Origin of the sequence: Haladaptatus sp. W1, assembly GCF_001723155.1 — an archaeon.
GTDB classification, from domain to species: Archaea; Halobacteriota; Halobacteria; order Halobacteriales; family Haladaptataceae; genus Haladaptatus; species Haladaptatus paucihalophilus.
Window position 1 is genome coordinate 1 of sequence record NZ_MEIH01000124.1, and the last position, 14,097, is coordinate 14,097.

Consider the following 14,097-nt stretch of genomic DNA (forward strand, 5'->3'; position numbering starts at 1 on the left):
GTGCTGACCGCCGGGACGGACTGTGCGGTCGGCAAGCGGACGACGACGTTCGAACTCTATCGGGCCGCCAAGCGCGCCGGACTGAACGCCGGATGGATCGCGACCGGCCAGACGGGAATCATGGTCGGCGCACATCGCGGCGTCGTCATCGACCGCGTTCCGGCGGACTTCACCGCTGGCGTGGTCGAAGACCTCGTGTCGGCCGTCGCCGAGGAGCACGATATCGTTTTCGTGGAGGGCCAAGCCTCGCTCACCCACCGCGCCTATTCGAGCGTCACGCTCGGACTCCTGCACGGCGCGTGGCCCGATGCGGTCGTGCTGGTCGATGACCCCAACCGCGACAGACGGACCCACTTCGATCAGTGGCCGGTCGCGGGCGTTGAAGCGGAACGACACCTCGTGGAACAACTCTCGGACGCGACGGTCCCCGCCGTTTCGACGTGGGCCGACCCCGCCGAAATCGACTACTCCGTCCCTGCGGCGAACGTCTACGACGAGGGCGGCGCGGATGACCTCCTCGCGTCGGTCCGCGAGGCGCTGTAATGCGAATCGAACGGGTGTCGGTCGAACCGCTCGACCTGCCGCTCCGCGAGCCGTTCGAAATCTCGCTCGGCACGAAACATCGGGCGAGCAACGTGCTGGTGACGGTCGAAACCGAGGACGTGACCGGTTACGGCGAAGGCTCACCCCTGACGCCGGTGACGGGTGAGACACAGGAGGCGGCGCTCGCAACCGCTCGCGCCGCGACGACGTTGCTCGAAGAGAAATCCCTCGCCGACTATCGAAGCCTCGTTACCGAAGTCCGGGAGACGTTTCCAGGCATGGTGTCAGCATTGTTCGCGGTCGAAACCGCGATTCTCGACGCCTACTGCCGCGAACGGGGGATGGCCCTCTCGGAACTGTTCGGCGGCGGACCTACCTCCGTGACGACCGACTTTACCCTCGGCATCATGCCACCGGAAGACGCGCGGGACGGTGCGGCGCGGGCGGCGGACCGCGGGTTCGATCAGTTGAAGGTGAAGACGGGGACGAGCGTCGCGGCGGACGTCGCCCGCGTCGCCGCGGTGCACGAGGGCGCACCCGACGCGGAACTGACGGTGGACGCGAATCAGGGGTGGACACCGAAGGAAACCGTCGCGTTCGTGGACGAACTCGAATCGCGGGGCATCGACCTCGCACTGGTCGAACAGCCGACCCCTGCAGCGGACGTAACTGGACTCGCGCGGACACGGAACGCCGTATCGGTCCCGATTGCGGCGGACGAGGCGGTGTTCACGCCGGAGGACGCGATTCGAATCGTCCGCGAGGACGCGGCGGACGTGATAAACGTGAAACTCGGCAAGTCGGGACTCCTCGCCGCGCGGGACATCGCCTCGATAGCCGAAGCCGCGAACGTCGAACTGATGGTCGGATGCATGCTCGAAAGCGCCATCGGAATCCACGCCAGCGCCCACCTCGTCTCCGGAATCGGGACGTTCTCGCACGTCGATTTGGACGGCAACCTCCTCATTTCGGAGGACGTGATTCCGTCGGACGGAGGACCGACAATCGATATTTCGGGGGTGGGACACGGCGTCGTCCCGAACGGAATCGAGTAACTCGGCAGTCCACCGCGTGACCCCGAGTGACTCGGTATCATTCGACAGACGTGTCACCGTTTGAAAACCCCTTTAGCCACCAATCACCCACTCCGGCCTAATGAGTTACAAAATCGGCTTGGTCGGGAAACCCTCCGTGGGAAAATCGACCTTCTTCAACGCCGCGACGATGAACGACGTGCCGGAGGGGTCCTACCCCTTCACGACAATCGACCCGTCTATCGGCGAAGCCTACGCCCGCGTCGAGTGCGCCGCCCCCGAATTCGACGAATCCTGCACGCCCAGCGTTGGCTTCTGCGAGGAGGGCACGCGCTACGTCCCGACGAAACTCGTTGACGTGGCCGGACTCATCCCGGGCGCACACGAGGGCAAGGGCCTCGGCAACCAGTTCCTCACGGACCTGAACGAGGCCGACGTGTTGGTCCACGTCGTGGACTTCTCCGGCAAGACCGACATCGAGGGCGAACCCACCGAGGGCCACGACCCCCGCGACGACATCGACTTCCTCGAAAACGAACTCGACATGTGGTACCTCGAAATCCTGGAGAAGGGCATCGAGCGCTTCCGTTCGGGCTACGCCGGGGAGGAGAAACACATCGAGGAGGACCTCGCGGAACAGATGTCGGCGTTCAAGACGAACAAGGACGAGATAAAGCAGGTCATCCTCTCGCTCGGTCTCGACCTCGACCCCGAGACGTGGGAGGACGAAGACCGCCAGGAACTCGCCCGCGAGATTCGCAAGCGCACCAAGCCGATGGTCATCGCGGCGAACAAGATGGACACCCCCGCGGCGCAGGCGAACTACGAGGAGATCACCTCGGACCCCGAGTACGAACACCTGACCGTCATCCCCGCCAGCGCCCACGCCGAGAAGGCGCTCAAGAACGCCGCCGAACAGGGCGTCATCGACTACGACGCCGGGGATTCGGACTTCGAAATCACGGGCGACGTGAGCGAGGAACAGGAACAGGGCCTCGACCAGATTCGGGAGTTCACCAACGAGTTCGACGGGACGGGGGTCCAGCGCGCCCTCGAAGCCGCGCTGTTCGACGAACTCGACCTCATCGCCGTCTTCCCCGGGTCGGCCAACGGCAGCGGCAGCGAGAAGGGCGTCTTCCGCGACTGCTTCCTCCTCCCCGGCGGTTCGACGGCCGAGGACTTCGCGTACCACCTGCACTCTGATATCGGAGATGGGTTCCTCCACGGCATCGACTGCCGGAGCAAGCGCCAAATCGGTTCGAGTTCCGAGTTGGACCACCGTTCCGTCGTGGAAATCGTCTCCACGAGTCAGTAACGACGGACTCTGCTAGTTGATTTTTCTCTCCTGTATTCTTCCCCCATTTCGTGGTTCGGTACGCTTGCTTAGCCGTGATTATGCGTTCACCGTGATTGCAGTGACTGAATTGTTGGCCCAGAAAGCCCCCCAGACACACTGACCGCACCGCAACAGCCACTCCCTCCCCAACCGGTTGCGTTTCTCGGCCGTCGGCCTCCGATACTCATCCCTCGCACGGCTTCACCGAACCGACGCGGCCGATAGCTGGCCGCGTCGGTTTGTCAGCGCGCGCCATTCAGAAACCGGAATGAGCGCTACTGACTAACCGCCGTGGCGCGTGCGCCAACAGGTTCGCGGCCAGCTATCGGCCGCGAACCTGCGTGGCTATCACGCGAGGGACGACTGAGCGAATGCGAAGGAGTCGGTTGGGGAGGGTGTGGCTGATGCTGTGCGGTTGCGGTCTCATTGACGTCTGTATTTGCAGTCATAGACCAACCAACTCCACCTCGTCGCGAGCGGACGGGGACTTTCTGGGACTTCATCGCAGTGGTTGATTTTTCAGTATCCACTCATCTCCGGTTGTCGCTGCTTTTTCTCTCCATTTTTCGCTCGCAAACCACCCTTCCCAGATGTAACACCGCACATGCTAGGGACGGGGACTAAGCGGGGACATAGGTGTATGTCATCATATGTCATCATCACACGGCAAAGACAGCAATAGCCTCTCGCGGGACATGGGCCTGTTCGGGGCGATGAGCACCGTCGTCGCGGGGACGCTCGGTGCCGGGTTGTTCGTCACCCTCGGCACAGCGAGTTCCACGACCGGGCCGAGCGTCATCCTCGTGGTGGTCCTCTCCGGACTGCTGGCGATGGCCATCGCGGTGAACTACAGTTGGATGGCGACCATCTTCCCGGCCGCCGCCGGGTCGTACGCCTACATCTCCCGGACGTTCGACAGTCGGCTTCCGGGCTTCATCGTCACGTGGTCGAAGTGGTTAGGGTACATGGCCGCCGACGCCGTGCTCGCGCTCGGCTTCGGCAGCTACCTCCAAGTGTTTTACCCCGGCATCGACCCGAAAATCGCTGGCTTCGCGCTCCTCACCGTCCTCTTCCTCGTGAACCTCGTCGGCACGAAGGAGTACAGCCTCTCGCAGAACGCCATCATGGCGGTGCTGATGCTGGCCATCCTCGTCCTCGTCATCCCGGGGTCGTTCCACGTGAACCCGGACAACTACCAGCCGTTCTTCACCGGCGGAATGGACGGGTTCATCGGGGCCGCCGTCCCGCTGTTCTACGCCTACATCGGCATCGCAGTCGCGGGGCAGATGGGCGCTGAAGTGAAGAACCCGTCCAAGAACCTCCCGCTGGCGATGGTCGGCGGGACGCTGATCCTCGTCGTCCTGTACGTCTGGACGGCCGCCGTCATCTACGGCGTCGTCGGCGACTACACCGTGCTGGCGAACTCCGAGCGGCCGCTTGCGACGGCCGCCGAATCGTTCCTCGGCGGGAGCGCCACTGCAGTCGTCGCGTTCGGCGGCCTGCTCGCAACCGCCTCCAGCGTCCACGCGGTGATGGCCGCGGGCATCAAGATGCCCTACTCGTGGTCGTGGGACGAGGTGTTCCCGAAGCAGTTCTCCGCGGTGAGCCAGCGGTTCGGCACGCCGCACTACTCGCTCGCCACGCTGTACGTCGTCGCCGCCGCGCTGACGTTCTGGAGCGACGGCCTCAACGAGGCCATCGTCATCGCCACGTTCAGCTACCTCATCGCGTACGCCACCGTCTCGCTGACCCTGCTGTACGTCCGGGCGTCGCGTTCCGACCTCGTGGAGCAAGCGGGCTTCGACTACGGCTGGCTCACCCCCGTCACGGGCGTCGTGGCGACCCTCGGTGCGGTCGGGTTGCTGACCAAGGCCGCGAACTTCGGCGGACTTCCCGCCGCGCTCGGCGACTTCATCACCGGACTTCCCGGTGCGTTCGGCGACTTCTTCGCCGCGCCGTTGGCCGGAACCGTTCCGCTCGTGAGCGCGTTCCGCGCGACGGTGGTGAACGCGTACTGGACCGCGTTCGAGGCCGCGCCCACGCTCCGCATCTACCTCCCGTGGATGGTCGTGGGGGTCGGCATCTTCGCCGTCTACTGGCGACTCGGAAACCAGCGCGGAACCGACGTCGGCGCGATTCTCGACACACTCCCGGGCGTGGCGAGCGACGACCACGACCCGACCATCGGGGATGTGACCTCGGATGACTGAACCCGCTGAATCCGCTGAACTCGCGCGGATCGACCCGGACGAGACCATTTCCCTCCTGCAGGAGATGGTGCAAATTCCCTCGCCGTACTTCGAAGAGCACGAACTGAGCGAGTTCGTGTACGACTGGCTGGATTCGCGCGACCTCGACCCCGAGTACCACCACGTCAGCGAGCCGAAAATCACGGAGTACGAGGGCGATAACGTGCTCGCCCGACTGGAAGGAAGCGACCCGGACGCCCCCACGCTCCTGCTCAACGCGCACATGGACACCGTGCTGTTGGTCGAGGATTGGGAGGAAGACCCCTGCTCGGGGCGCATCGAAGACGGCAAACTGTACGGACAGGGAGCCTGCGACATGAAGGGCGGCCTCGCCGCGGTCATGGTCGCCTTCGAAGCGCTGGCGGAGTCGGACGTTGACCTCGCGGGCGACGTCGTTCTCTCCGCCGTGGTGGACGAGGAGGGGCCGTACGGACTCGGCACCGACCGCCTCATCCGCGACGGCTACACCGACGACTACGACGCCGCCATCGTGACGGAACCCGGCCCGATTCTCGCACAAGAGGAGGACATCGACAATCCCGCGCTCCTCCTCGGCGCTCGCGGGCGCTTCCTCTACGACATCGAAGTGAAAGGCCACGCGGCCCACGGCTCGCAACCGCACAAGGGAACCAACGCCGTCGTGGACGCCGGGAAGGTCGCCGACGCGCTCTCCAATCTCGACGTGGGAAGCCACCCGAAACTCGGCGACGGGTCGGTCTGTCCCCTTCTACTGGAGGGCGGCAGCCAAACTCTCTCGGTTCCCGAACGCGCCCAGCTCATGGTGGACCGCCACGTCGTCCTCGGCGAAACGGAGGAAATCGTGCGCGAACAGGCAGAGGAGGCCGTCGCGGCCCTCGACATCGAGAGCGAGGTGGAAATCGGCTTCCGCGAGTCGCCGGACCCCGGCATCAAGTACGGACCCTACGTCACGCCGGAGGACCACGACCTCGTGACGTCGCTCGTCGGCGCGACGGAATCCGTGGCGGGCGTCGAACCGGAGTTCGGCTACTTCGCCAGCGTCGGCGATTTCAACTACCTCGGCGACCGCGCGGACCTCCCGACCGTCATCGTCGGGCCGGACGGCGAGAACATCCACGGCGCGGGCGAGTTCGTCTACACCGACGAAGTGGTCGAGACGGCGCGAATCGTGGCGGAGGGCGCGATGCGATTCGTCGGGTCGGAGTAGAAACGTACCGCGAGGGAAACGGTTTCCCTGCTCTCAGTTCGCCGGTTCGATGTTCTGGTTCACGTGGAAGAAGTTGTCGGGGTCGTATTTCGCCTTGACCCCACGCAACCGTTCGTAGTTGTCGCCGTAGCTGGCCTGTATCCGATTCTTGCCTTCCTCCATCATGAAGTTGATGTACGAGCCACCGACCGTGTGCGGGTGGAGCGCATGCCAGTAGTCGCGGGCCCACTTGGTGATTTTCTTGTCGTTTGCCGGGTCGGCATCAACGCCCACGATAACCATCGACCACGTAGCGTCGCGAACGCTCCACGCGGTCTCGTCCGGTGAGACGTCGTGGACCGCCCCGTCGATGGGATAGAGGTGCATCGTCGATTTCGGGGTCGGCACCTCGCTGAAACGCTCGTGGACGGCGATGGCGTCGTCGGTCAACTCGCGCACGTAATCCCCCTTCCAGTACCACTGGTCGCCCGGCGGGTAGAGGCCGTCGAACATGCCTTGGACCGCCGGATAGGGCATCGACTCGACGTGCTCGAATAACGGTTCGGCGGCGTCGCGGGCCGACTGGAGCGCCGCATCGGTTTCGGTTTCCGACCCCAGACAGCACCACATCAGTCCGCACACGTTCTGACCGTGGAGTTCTTCCGGGAATGGTTCGCCCGGCACCTCGGCGATCAGATAGAACGCGTACACGTCCTCCGGGGCCTGCGGGAGCCACTCGCGGTACCAGCGCATCGTCGTTTCGAGTTCCGATATCGGCCAGAACAGCGGCCCCCCGACCACCGTGTCTACCGGGTGCAACTCGTATTCGAACGAGACGACCACGCCGAAGTTGCCGCCGCCGCCCCGAAGCGCCCAGAACAGGTCTTCGTTCTCGTCCTCGCTCGCGCGAACCAAGCGTCCATCCGCGAGTACCACATCCGCGCTCAGCAGGTTGTCGATGGTCAGGCCGTATTTCCGGGTCAGATAGCCGTGTCCACCGCCGAGGGTCAGGCCGCTAACCCCGGTCGTCGAGATGACCCCGCTCACAGTTGCGAGGCCGAACGCGTGGGTCGCGGAATCCACGTCACCCCACGTGCACCCGGGTTCGACTCGCACGGTGTTCGCGTCCGGGTCCACGTGGATGCCCGTCATGCCCGACAGGTCGATGACCAGTCCGTCGTCCACCAGTCCCAGACCTGGACCGCTGTGCCCCCCGCTTCGGATGGCGACGTCGAAGTCCTGTTCGCGAGCAAACTTCACGGCCGCGATTACGTCCCCGACGTTGGCACACCGAACGATGAGTCCGGGACGTTTGTCTATCATCGCGTTGTAAATCGTGCGCGCGTCGTCGAACTCCGGGTCGTCCGGCCGAATCACCGTCCCTCGAAGGCCCTCCCGAAATCGTTCGATGGTCGTTTCATCAGCGTCTTTCGCTGTCGTTGCCATTGTGTTCCCCCCTCTGTCGCGCCCATTCAGACGCCGTTCGTGTCCGAATCACCATCACAGCGAGCGCTAGTTCTCCTACTCCACCCACAACGTTAGATGTTACCAACTGTCAAACGATGGCGGCTATATCCACGGAATCCACATCGCATTCGAACGAACTTCGAGAAACGTCGCATGGCTCGGTCGGCGAATCACCGGGAATCCCAACCGGAGACGGCCCGCCTACACGACTCGATTGGTGAGTTCCTCGTCGGCGTCGATGTGCAGCGTGTTCTCCCGAACGAGTTCCGCGATGTGGCGGTAGTAATCGACCTCCGCCGCGGCGGCGTGGGGCGTGACGATAACGTCGTCCATGTCCCACAGCGGCGAGTCCTCGGGGAGCGGTTCCTCCTCGAACACGTCGAGGGCGGCACCCGCGATGTCGCCGCCCTGCAACGCCGCGACCAAGGCGTCTTGGTCGGCACAATCCCCGCGAGCCACGTTGACGAAGTAGGCGTCGTCCCGCATGGCGTCGAACTCCGCTTCGCCCATCAGCCCCTCCGTCTCGTCGGTGAGGGGGGTCGCCAGCGCGACGAACCGAGCGTCCGAGATTGCTTCGTGGAGGTCGTCGTTCGCGTACACCGTCCGAACGTGCGGTACCGACTCGGCGGACCGGCGAACGCCCGTAACGTGCATACCGATGGCGTCTGCGCGCTTGGCGATTCCCTGCCCGAGGGTTCCGAGGCCGACCACGCATATCGGCTCGTGCTGGAGCGTGAACGGCTCGTCCCAGTCCGGGCGGTTCCACTCGTGGGCGGCTTGCTGACGAGCGAAAGCGTGGAGACGACGGGCGATTTCGAGCATGGTTCCCAACACGGTTTCGCCGACGCTGGTGCCGTGAATCCCCGTGCTGTTCGTCAGGATGATACCCGCTTCTTCGAGCTCGGAGAGCGGGAAGCGGTCGTACCCCGCCTGAATCGAGTGTATCCATTCGAGGTCGGCGTCGAGGAAGGACTCTCGATAGGCGAACGTGACGAGCGCATCGCAGTCGGCGAGCGCATCGCGGTCACCGTCACCGACCACCGCGACCGTCGGGTCGAGCGCGGAGAGTTCCTCGCGCAACTGCTCGGGCGGGAAGACGGCTTCGACCGACTCGTGGATTCCGAGGTGGGAAATCTGCATGCGGAAGGGTACCAACGGCGTCGGAATGAATCTTCGGAAGGGGGAAGGCGATACCGCCCAACCGCCACGCGGCATCGGTAGTTTACTGTCGGTTCGTTTCGAAGACGGCCGCAATGACGGGACGCGGCGACGTCGGCGGGTGGTCATTCGAGGGACGCGAATGTACTGTCAAGAAACACCTCCTCCGCGAGGAGTTCCGGGTGACCGACCCGGACGGGAACACGCTGCTCACCACCGAACGCAAGGTCGCGGAGGGCCGGGCCACGTTTCCGTTTCAGGACTCCGAGGGAAACGCCGTCTTCCGCGTCGATTCTGGCCAGACCTTCGACATCGAGGGGGAGTACACGCTCGTGAAATCGGAGACGGACGAACCCGAACTCGTCCTCTCGCGGGAGTTGGACTTTCGCCGCCACCACTGGACCATCGACCGACCGGACGGGGAACGCATCGCCGAGTTGTCCTCCCGCCGGGGCATCGCTGGCGCGCTGAACACCGTCGTGGACGTGTTCTCGCCGTTCCCACGCACGTTCACCGTCACGGCACCGAACGGCGAACACGTCGGGACGATTTCTGGACGGCTCTCGCCGCGGACCGCCTACGACGTGCGTATCGAACGCCCCGGAGCGATTCCGCGGACGACGCTCACCGCTGGCGCGGTAGCCGTCGCGGTGCTCGAAAGCGTGTAGGAAGAGATTCCTCTCGGGGCGTATCGAAAGGGGCGGCTCGGGAGAAATCCTCGTCACAAGGGGCTCGGAGGGGGTAACTTTCGTCACCGCCGCCCGAGCGGGAGTACCCGCCAGAGTGGTTTGACTCTTGCGCGTTGGGACGGCCGACCGCCGCCGTTCACGGATTCGAAATACCGCGGTTCGTCAGTCCGAAACCGTCCGCCAGTATGCGAAATAGAAGACGACGACGTACCCTGCGAGCGCCACGTTGAACAGCCTCCCTCGGAGCGAATTCGCGTTGGCGACGAGGTAGAGCACGAACGCGAGGGTCCCGACGGCGACCAGCGCGAGGATGCGGTCGATTTTTCGGGCGAGAAAGCCCTTCGACTCGGAGAGTGAGGATTTGGACCAATCCATCGTCACGGAGTATCTTTCATCCACCGTGATAGTTCTTGCAATTCCGAAGCCACCTCTTCGATGTCAGTCTGACGGAGGACGCCGCGCTCCGTGACGTAGCCCGAGACGAACGCCGCGGGCGTCACGTCGAACGTGGGGTTCAGGACCGAGAGGTCCGCGTCGCCGTCGTACACCGCGTCTGACGGGCCGTCTTCCAGCACGGGGTCGTCCTCGGTTCGAACCTTGTCGGTGGCGGTGACGACGAACACCGGCACGTCCTCGTGGGCCGCCGCGAGCGCCGCCCCGCGGGTGCCGGTCTTGTTCACCACGTCGCCGTTCGGGAGGACGGAATCGGCTCCGACGACGACGCGCTCGACGCCCTCCGTCGCCAGCACGTGCCCTATCGCGGCGTCGGTGTGGAGCGTCACGTCAGTTTCCTCGGCCAGCGATTCCGCGACGCCGACGCCCTCACGGGCGGGACGGGATTCGGCGACGAACGCGCGGTCGGCGGCGCGAAGCGCGTCCAGCACCGTCCCGGAGCGGGAAAGCGTGAGGACGACTTCGTCCGCGATTCGTTCGCGGACGTTGCTCGTCGCCGCCTCGTCCACGCGATAGGCGCGTTCGATTCCCTCGATTGCGGCGCGTTCGACCGCCTCGGGGTTCGTCGGCCGCTCGCGTCAGCCATGACGCGGTGCACGCGGTTCGCCAGCGCGGCCATGCTCGGTCGAGCGTCGATGAGGTCCGCCGCGAGTCGGGTCAGTTCGTCCCAGTCGCCGCCGCGGACCGCGCGCACTCCGGCCCGGTCGCGGAGGACGTCGAGCGCCCGGACGGAGATATACGCGGACCCGTGGTCGGCGTCCTCGGCGACGGACTGAACCGTCGGCGCGATGCGGTCGTAGGAGGTCCAGAGGTCCGGCACCGTCTCGCGCCGGAGGATTTCGGTCGGGGAACCCACGCCGTCTCGGTCGTCTCCCAGTCCGTGGTCGCGTCCCGACTCGCACAGTCGAACAGGTACGGGTGAACGACCCAGCGCTTGTCGAGCGAGTCGTCGGCCACGTCGAAGGTGCCCCGGCGCGGACGAACGTGCAGGCGGAGAGCAGTCCGGTTTCCTCCTCGATTTCCTCGCGTGCGAGCGCGTCCGGGTCGCCCTCCGCGTGTCCGGCGACCCCGCCCCACTGTCCCGAATAGGACCCGACGTCCTCGCTTCTCCGGAGGAGCAACACCGCACCGCGGTTGCGCAGAAAACAGGTGACGACGTGGGTTTCGTCCATGGGAAGGGAGACGGGCCAGTGGCAGTTGAACCCTCGGGCGAGAGGAGCGACGTCGAATACGCCGCCGATTCAGCGGTCGTACGCGGCGACGGTCTTCCCGTATCCGGCGATAACCGCGTCGTCGAGGAGGACGGGACGCATCGTCGCCCTGTCGGGCAGGTCGTACTTCGTCAACCGTTTGCCACCGGTAGCGAAGACGGAGAGGTTCTTTCGAAATTCTCGGTTCCCGCGGTCCGTCTCGACTTTCTCCACGGTCTCGGCGACGATGCCGTCCTCGGTCACGGTGAGGGGCGTCCCGTAGCTGACGCGCGTTCGCCAGCGCTCCGCGCCGGTATCGAGGTGAAAGGCGATGAGGTACGTCTCAGTCTCGAATACGGTTCGGTGATGATTCGAGTAGAGCGACAACACGGCGTAGACGGTCGAGTCGGCCACCGCGGGCACGGTGTCCACGGACGCGATCCAACTGCTCTCGGTCTGCCAGCGTATCGAGCCATCCGTGGCGTCGAGGGCAGTCATCCCGCCCCGAGTAGCGACGAGAACTGAATCCCCGCGGTGTGCCAACCGCGCCCCTTCCCGACCTCGCACCGCCAGAGCGTCGCCCCGTCGTCCACGCGGTAGGCGCGGACGACCCCGGACGGGGACGCGGCGAAAACACGCTCGCCGTCGGCGGTGACGGACGCCCGAACGGTGCCGAACGGGCGGAGCCAGCGAATCCGTTCGGCGGTCAAATCGAGCGCGAAGACGACGTATTTGCCGAACTCGTCGCTGTAGCCGACGCCGAACATGGACGACCGCGAAACGACCGGAGCGTAGTGGCCGAGCGCCAAGTACCCGGTTCGAAGCCGCGTTTGGGAACTGCCGTCGAGCGCGACGGTGCGGACGATGCCCTCGGATTCGACGAGCGCGCGGTGGTCGTAAACGACCGGGGGCGTCTTGACCTGTATCAGTTCGGCGAGTCGTTGGTACTCGCCGGAGAATCGAAGGTGACCGAGTTCGCCGTCGGGCGTGAACGTCGTTGCGATGACGAGGCCGCCGTCGGAGAGAGTCGTCGCTCGTGCCGGGGTCCCGTCGAATTCGACCGACCAGCGCGGGTCTCGACGGGGCGACTGCGCTTGGAGGGCGCTACAGCCGCTGCCGAGTATCGACAGGCCGAGGCCGGAAATACGCAGAAAGCCGCGTCGAGACGAACGACCGACCATAGTCTGAAAACCATCAGCGAAGACTAAAACGTTCCGACGCATCGCGCTCAAACGTTTTTCTACTCGGGCGACGAAACGGCGACCATGCTCCGGGTCGCCGTCATCAGCGACACGCACATCCCGTCGCGCGCGAACCGAATCCCCGATTGGGTTCGAACCCGAATCATGCGTGCGGACCACACGATTCACGCCGGGGATTTCGATTCGGCGGACGCGCTGGCGTCGGTTCACGAACTGACGGACGGCAACTACACCGCCGTCGGCGGAAACACCGACCCGAAGTCGCTTCGCTTGCCCGACGTGGCGACCCTCGAAGTCGGCGGCGTCACCTTCGTCGTTACGCACGGAACGGGACCGAAACGCGGATACAGGGAACGGGTCGCTCGAATCGTCCGCGAGACGGTCGAGGAAGAAACCTCGGCGAAGCGAGCGACGGACGCGTCCGTCGTCGGCGTCGGGGGGCACACGCACCGACCGATGGACGAGACGGTCGATGGCGTCCGCCTGTTGAATCCGGGGAGCGCGACGGGGGCGGCCCCGGCGGAGATGGCGACGATGTTCGTCGTAACCGTCGAGGACGGCGAGATGGATGTCCAGAAACACGAAAGCTGACCCGTTTTGCACCTTCCGGGCGGGTTTTTATCGGCGCGCACCAACGCCCAGCCATGAACGTCTTCGCGGTATCCGGGATTCCCGAGGTCGAACCCGGCGACGACATCGCGGCGCTCGTCGAGGAACGAGTTGACCTCGAACCCGGCGACGTGCTGTTGGTCGCGAGTACTATCGTCTCGAAAGCCGAGGGGCGGACCGCAACGCTCGACGAATTCCCGGCGAGTCCGCGAGCGGAGGAAATCGCGGGACGCCTGTCGGAAATCTCGGGGGAGGAGAAAGACCCGCGGTTCGCACAGGCCGTCCTCGAAGAGAGCACGGAACTCGTCATGGAAGCACCCTTCCTACTGACAGCGACGCGGTTCGGCCATATCGGGGTCAACGCGGGTATCGACCGGTCGAACACGGGGGACGCGGACCTGCTCTTGCTCCCGAAGCGACCGAGCGAGAGCGCCGCCAGAATTCGGGCGAGACTCTCGCTGGACGTGCCCGTCGTCGTCACCGACACCTGTGGCCGCCCGTTTCGCCACGGACAGCGCGGGGTCGCTATCGGCTGGGACGGAACCCCCGCGAGTCGCGACTGGCGGGGCGAGCGCGACAGGGACGGCCACGAACTCGAAGTGACCGTCGAATCCGTCGTGGACGAACTCGCCTCCGCGGCGAACCTCGTGAGCGGCGAGGGCGACGACGGTCTGCCCGTCGTCGTCGTCCGCGATTGGGAGTTCGGCGACCACGGGGGAAGCGACAACCTGTTTCGGTCGGTCGAGGGGGATTTCGTCCGGCAGGCGCTCCGGGGGTGGGAGTTTGCGCGGGATTGAACTCACGCCCGAGGAGCCGATTTCCGAGTTGGTCGAACACGGGAAGACGGCCGAGGACGAGGGCTTCGACACGCTGTTCGCCAGCAGCCACTACAATAACCGCGACCCGTTCACCGTCCTCTCGCGGGTCGCCGACGCCACCGAGGACATCCGCCTCGGGCCGGGTGTCGTCAACCCCTACGAGAGCCACCCGGTGACGCTCGCC

General features: G+C 65.1%; 14 protein-coding genes and 1 pseudogene. 9 read left to right on the plus strand and 6 right to left on the minus strand.

All coding sequences use genetic code 11. The features are described from left to right. From BG842_RS06740 to BG842_RS06760, 5 genes are all read left to right on the plus strand, one after another. Positions 1-543: NAD-dependent epimerase/dehydratase family protein (locus tag BG842_RS06740; protein WP_139136050.1), on the plus strand; the 543-nt coding region annotated here is incomplete at its 5' end. Then, positions 543-1,598, plus strand: a complete 1,056-nt coding sequence (locus BG842_RS06745) for a dipeptide epimerase (protein WP_069450182.1) — start codon at positions 543-545, stop codon at positions 1,596-1,598. The genes BG842_RS06740 and BG842_RS06745, both read left to right, overlap by 1 nt. 100 nt (positions 1,599-1,698) lie before the next feature. Then, a complete protein-coding gene (locus tag BG842_RS06750; RefSeq protein ID WP_069450183.1) occupies positions 1,699-2,892 on the plus strand; it encodes a redox-regulated ATPase YchF in 1,194 nt (397 codons plus the stop codon). A gap of 671 nt (positions 2,893-3,563) precedes the next feature. Further along, on the plus strand, positions 3,564-5,123 hold the full coding sequence (locus BG842_RS06755; protein WP_254662954.1) for an APC family permease: 1,560 nt from the start codon (positions 3,564-3,566) through the stop codon (positions 5,121-5,123). Then, on the plus strand, positions 5,116-6,348 hold the full coding sequence (locus BG842_RS06760; RefSeq protein ID WP_069450185.1) for a M20 family metallopeptidase: 1,233 nt from the start codon (positions 5,116-5,118) through the stop codon (positions 6,346-6,348). The genes BG842_RS06755 and BG842_RS06760 overlap by 8 nt, the downstream gene beginning before the upstream one ends. Before the next feature lie 33 nt (positions 6,349-6,381). On the opposite strand, the gene BG842_RS06765 is transcribed toward BG842_RS06760, so the two are convergent. Continuing rightward, positions 6,382-7,773 carry an FAD-binding oxidoreductase gene (locus BG842_RS06765; RefSeq protein WP_069450186.1) on the minus strand — a complete coding sequence of 464 codons (1,392 nt, stop codon included), beginning with the start codon at positions 7,771-7,773 and terminating at the stop codon, positions 6,382-6,384. Positions 7,774-7,995: 222 nt separating this feature from the next. Further along, on the minus strand, positions 7,996-8,934 hold the full coding sequence (gene ddh, locus BG842_RS06770) for a D-2-hydroxyacid dehydrogenase (protein ID WP_069450187.1): 939 nt from the start codon (positions 8,932-8,934) through the stop codon (positions 7,996-7,998). Positions 8,935-9,047: 113 nt separating this feature from the next. Here ddh and BG842_RS06775 point away from each other — a divergent pair, with 113 nt between their 5' ends. Then, a complete protein-coding gene (locus tag BG842_RS06775) occupies positions 9,048-9,620 on the plus strand; it encodes a hypothetical protein (protein ID WP_069450188.1) in 573 nt (190 codons plus the stop codon). Between the two features lie 183 nt (positions 9,621-9,803). Here BG842_RS06775 and BG842_RS06780 read toward each other — a convergent pair whose 3' ends face one another. From BG842_RS06780 to BG842_RS31185, 4 genes and pseudogenes are all read right to left on the minus strand, one after another. Beyond that, positions 9,804-10,016 (minus strand): hypothetical protein, encoded by a 213-nt coding sequence (locus tag BG842_RS06780; RefSeq protein ID WP_069450189.1) that lies wholly within the window; start codon positions 10,014-10,016, stop codon positions 9,804-9,806. A gap of 2 nt (positions 10,017-10,018) precedes the next feature. Then, positions 10,019-11,266: pseudogene (locus BG842_RS06785) on the minus strand (NUDIX domain-containing protein). 69 nt (positions 11,267-11,335) lie between these two features. After that, on the minus strand, positions 11,336-11,782 hold the full coding sequence (locus BG842_RS31180) for a hypothetical protein (RefSeq protein ID WP_254662955.1): 447 nt from the start codon (positions 11,780-11,782) through the stop codon (positions 11,336-11,338). Further along, positions 11,779-12,465, minus strand: a complete 687-nt coding sequence (locus tag BG842_RS31185) for a PQQ-like beta-propeller repeat protein (protein ID WP_254662956.1) — start codon at positions 12,463-12,465, stop codon at positions 11,779-11,781. Before BG842_RS31185 ends, BG842_RS31180 begins: the two co-directional genes overlap by 4 nt. 84 nt (positions 12,466-12,549) lie before the next feature. Between BG842_RS31185 and BG842_RS06795 the strand changes: the two genes are divergently transcribed. The 3 genes from BG842_RS06795 to BG842_RS06805 all read left to right on the plus strand — a co-directional run. Then, positions 12,550-13,077 carry a metallophosphoesterase family protein gene (locus BG842_RS06795; protein ID WP_007979750.1) on the plus strand — a complete coding sequence of 176 codons (528 nt, stop codon included), beginning with the start codon at positions 12,550-12,552 and terminating at the stop codon, positions 13,075-13,077. Between the two features lie 53 nt (positions 13,078-13,130). After that, on the plus strand, positions 13,131-13,892 hold the full coding sequence (locus tag BG842_RS06800; RefSeq protein ID WP_069450190.1) for a coenzyme F420-0:L-glutamate ligase: 762 nt from the start codon (positions 13,131-13,133) through the stop codon (positions 13,890-13,892). Next, the coding region (locus BG842_RS06805; RefSeq protein WP_139136051.1) for an LLM class flavin-dependent oxidoreductase at positions 13,879-14,097 on the plus strand (219 nt) is incomplete at its 3' end. The genes BG842_RS06800 and BG842_RS06805, both read left to right, overlap by 14 nt.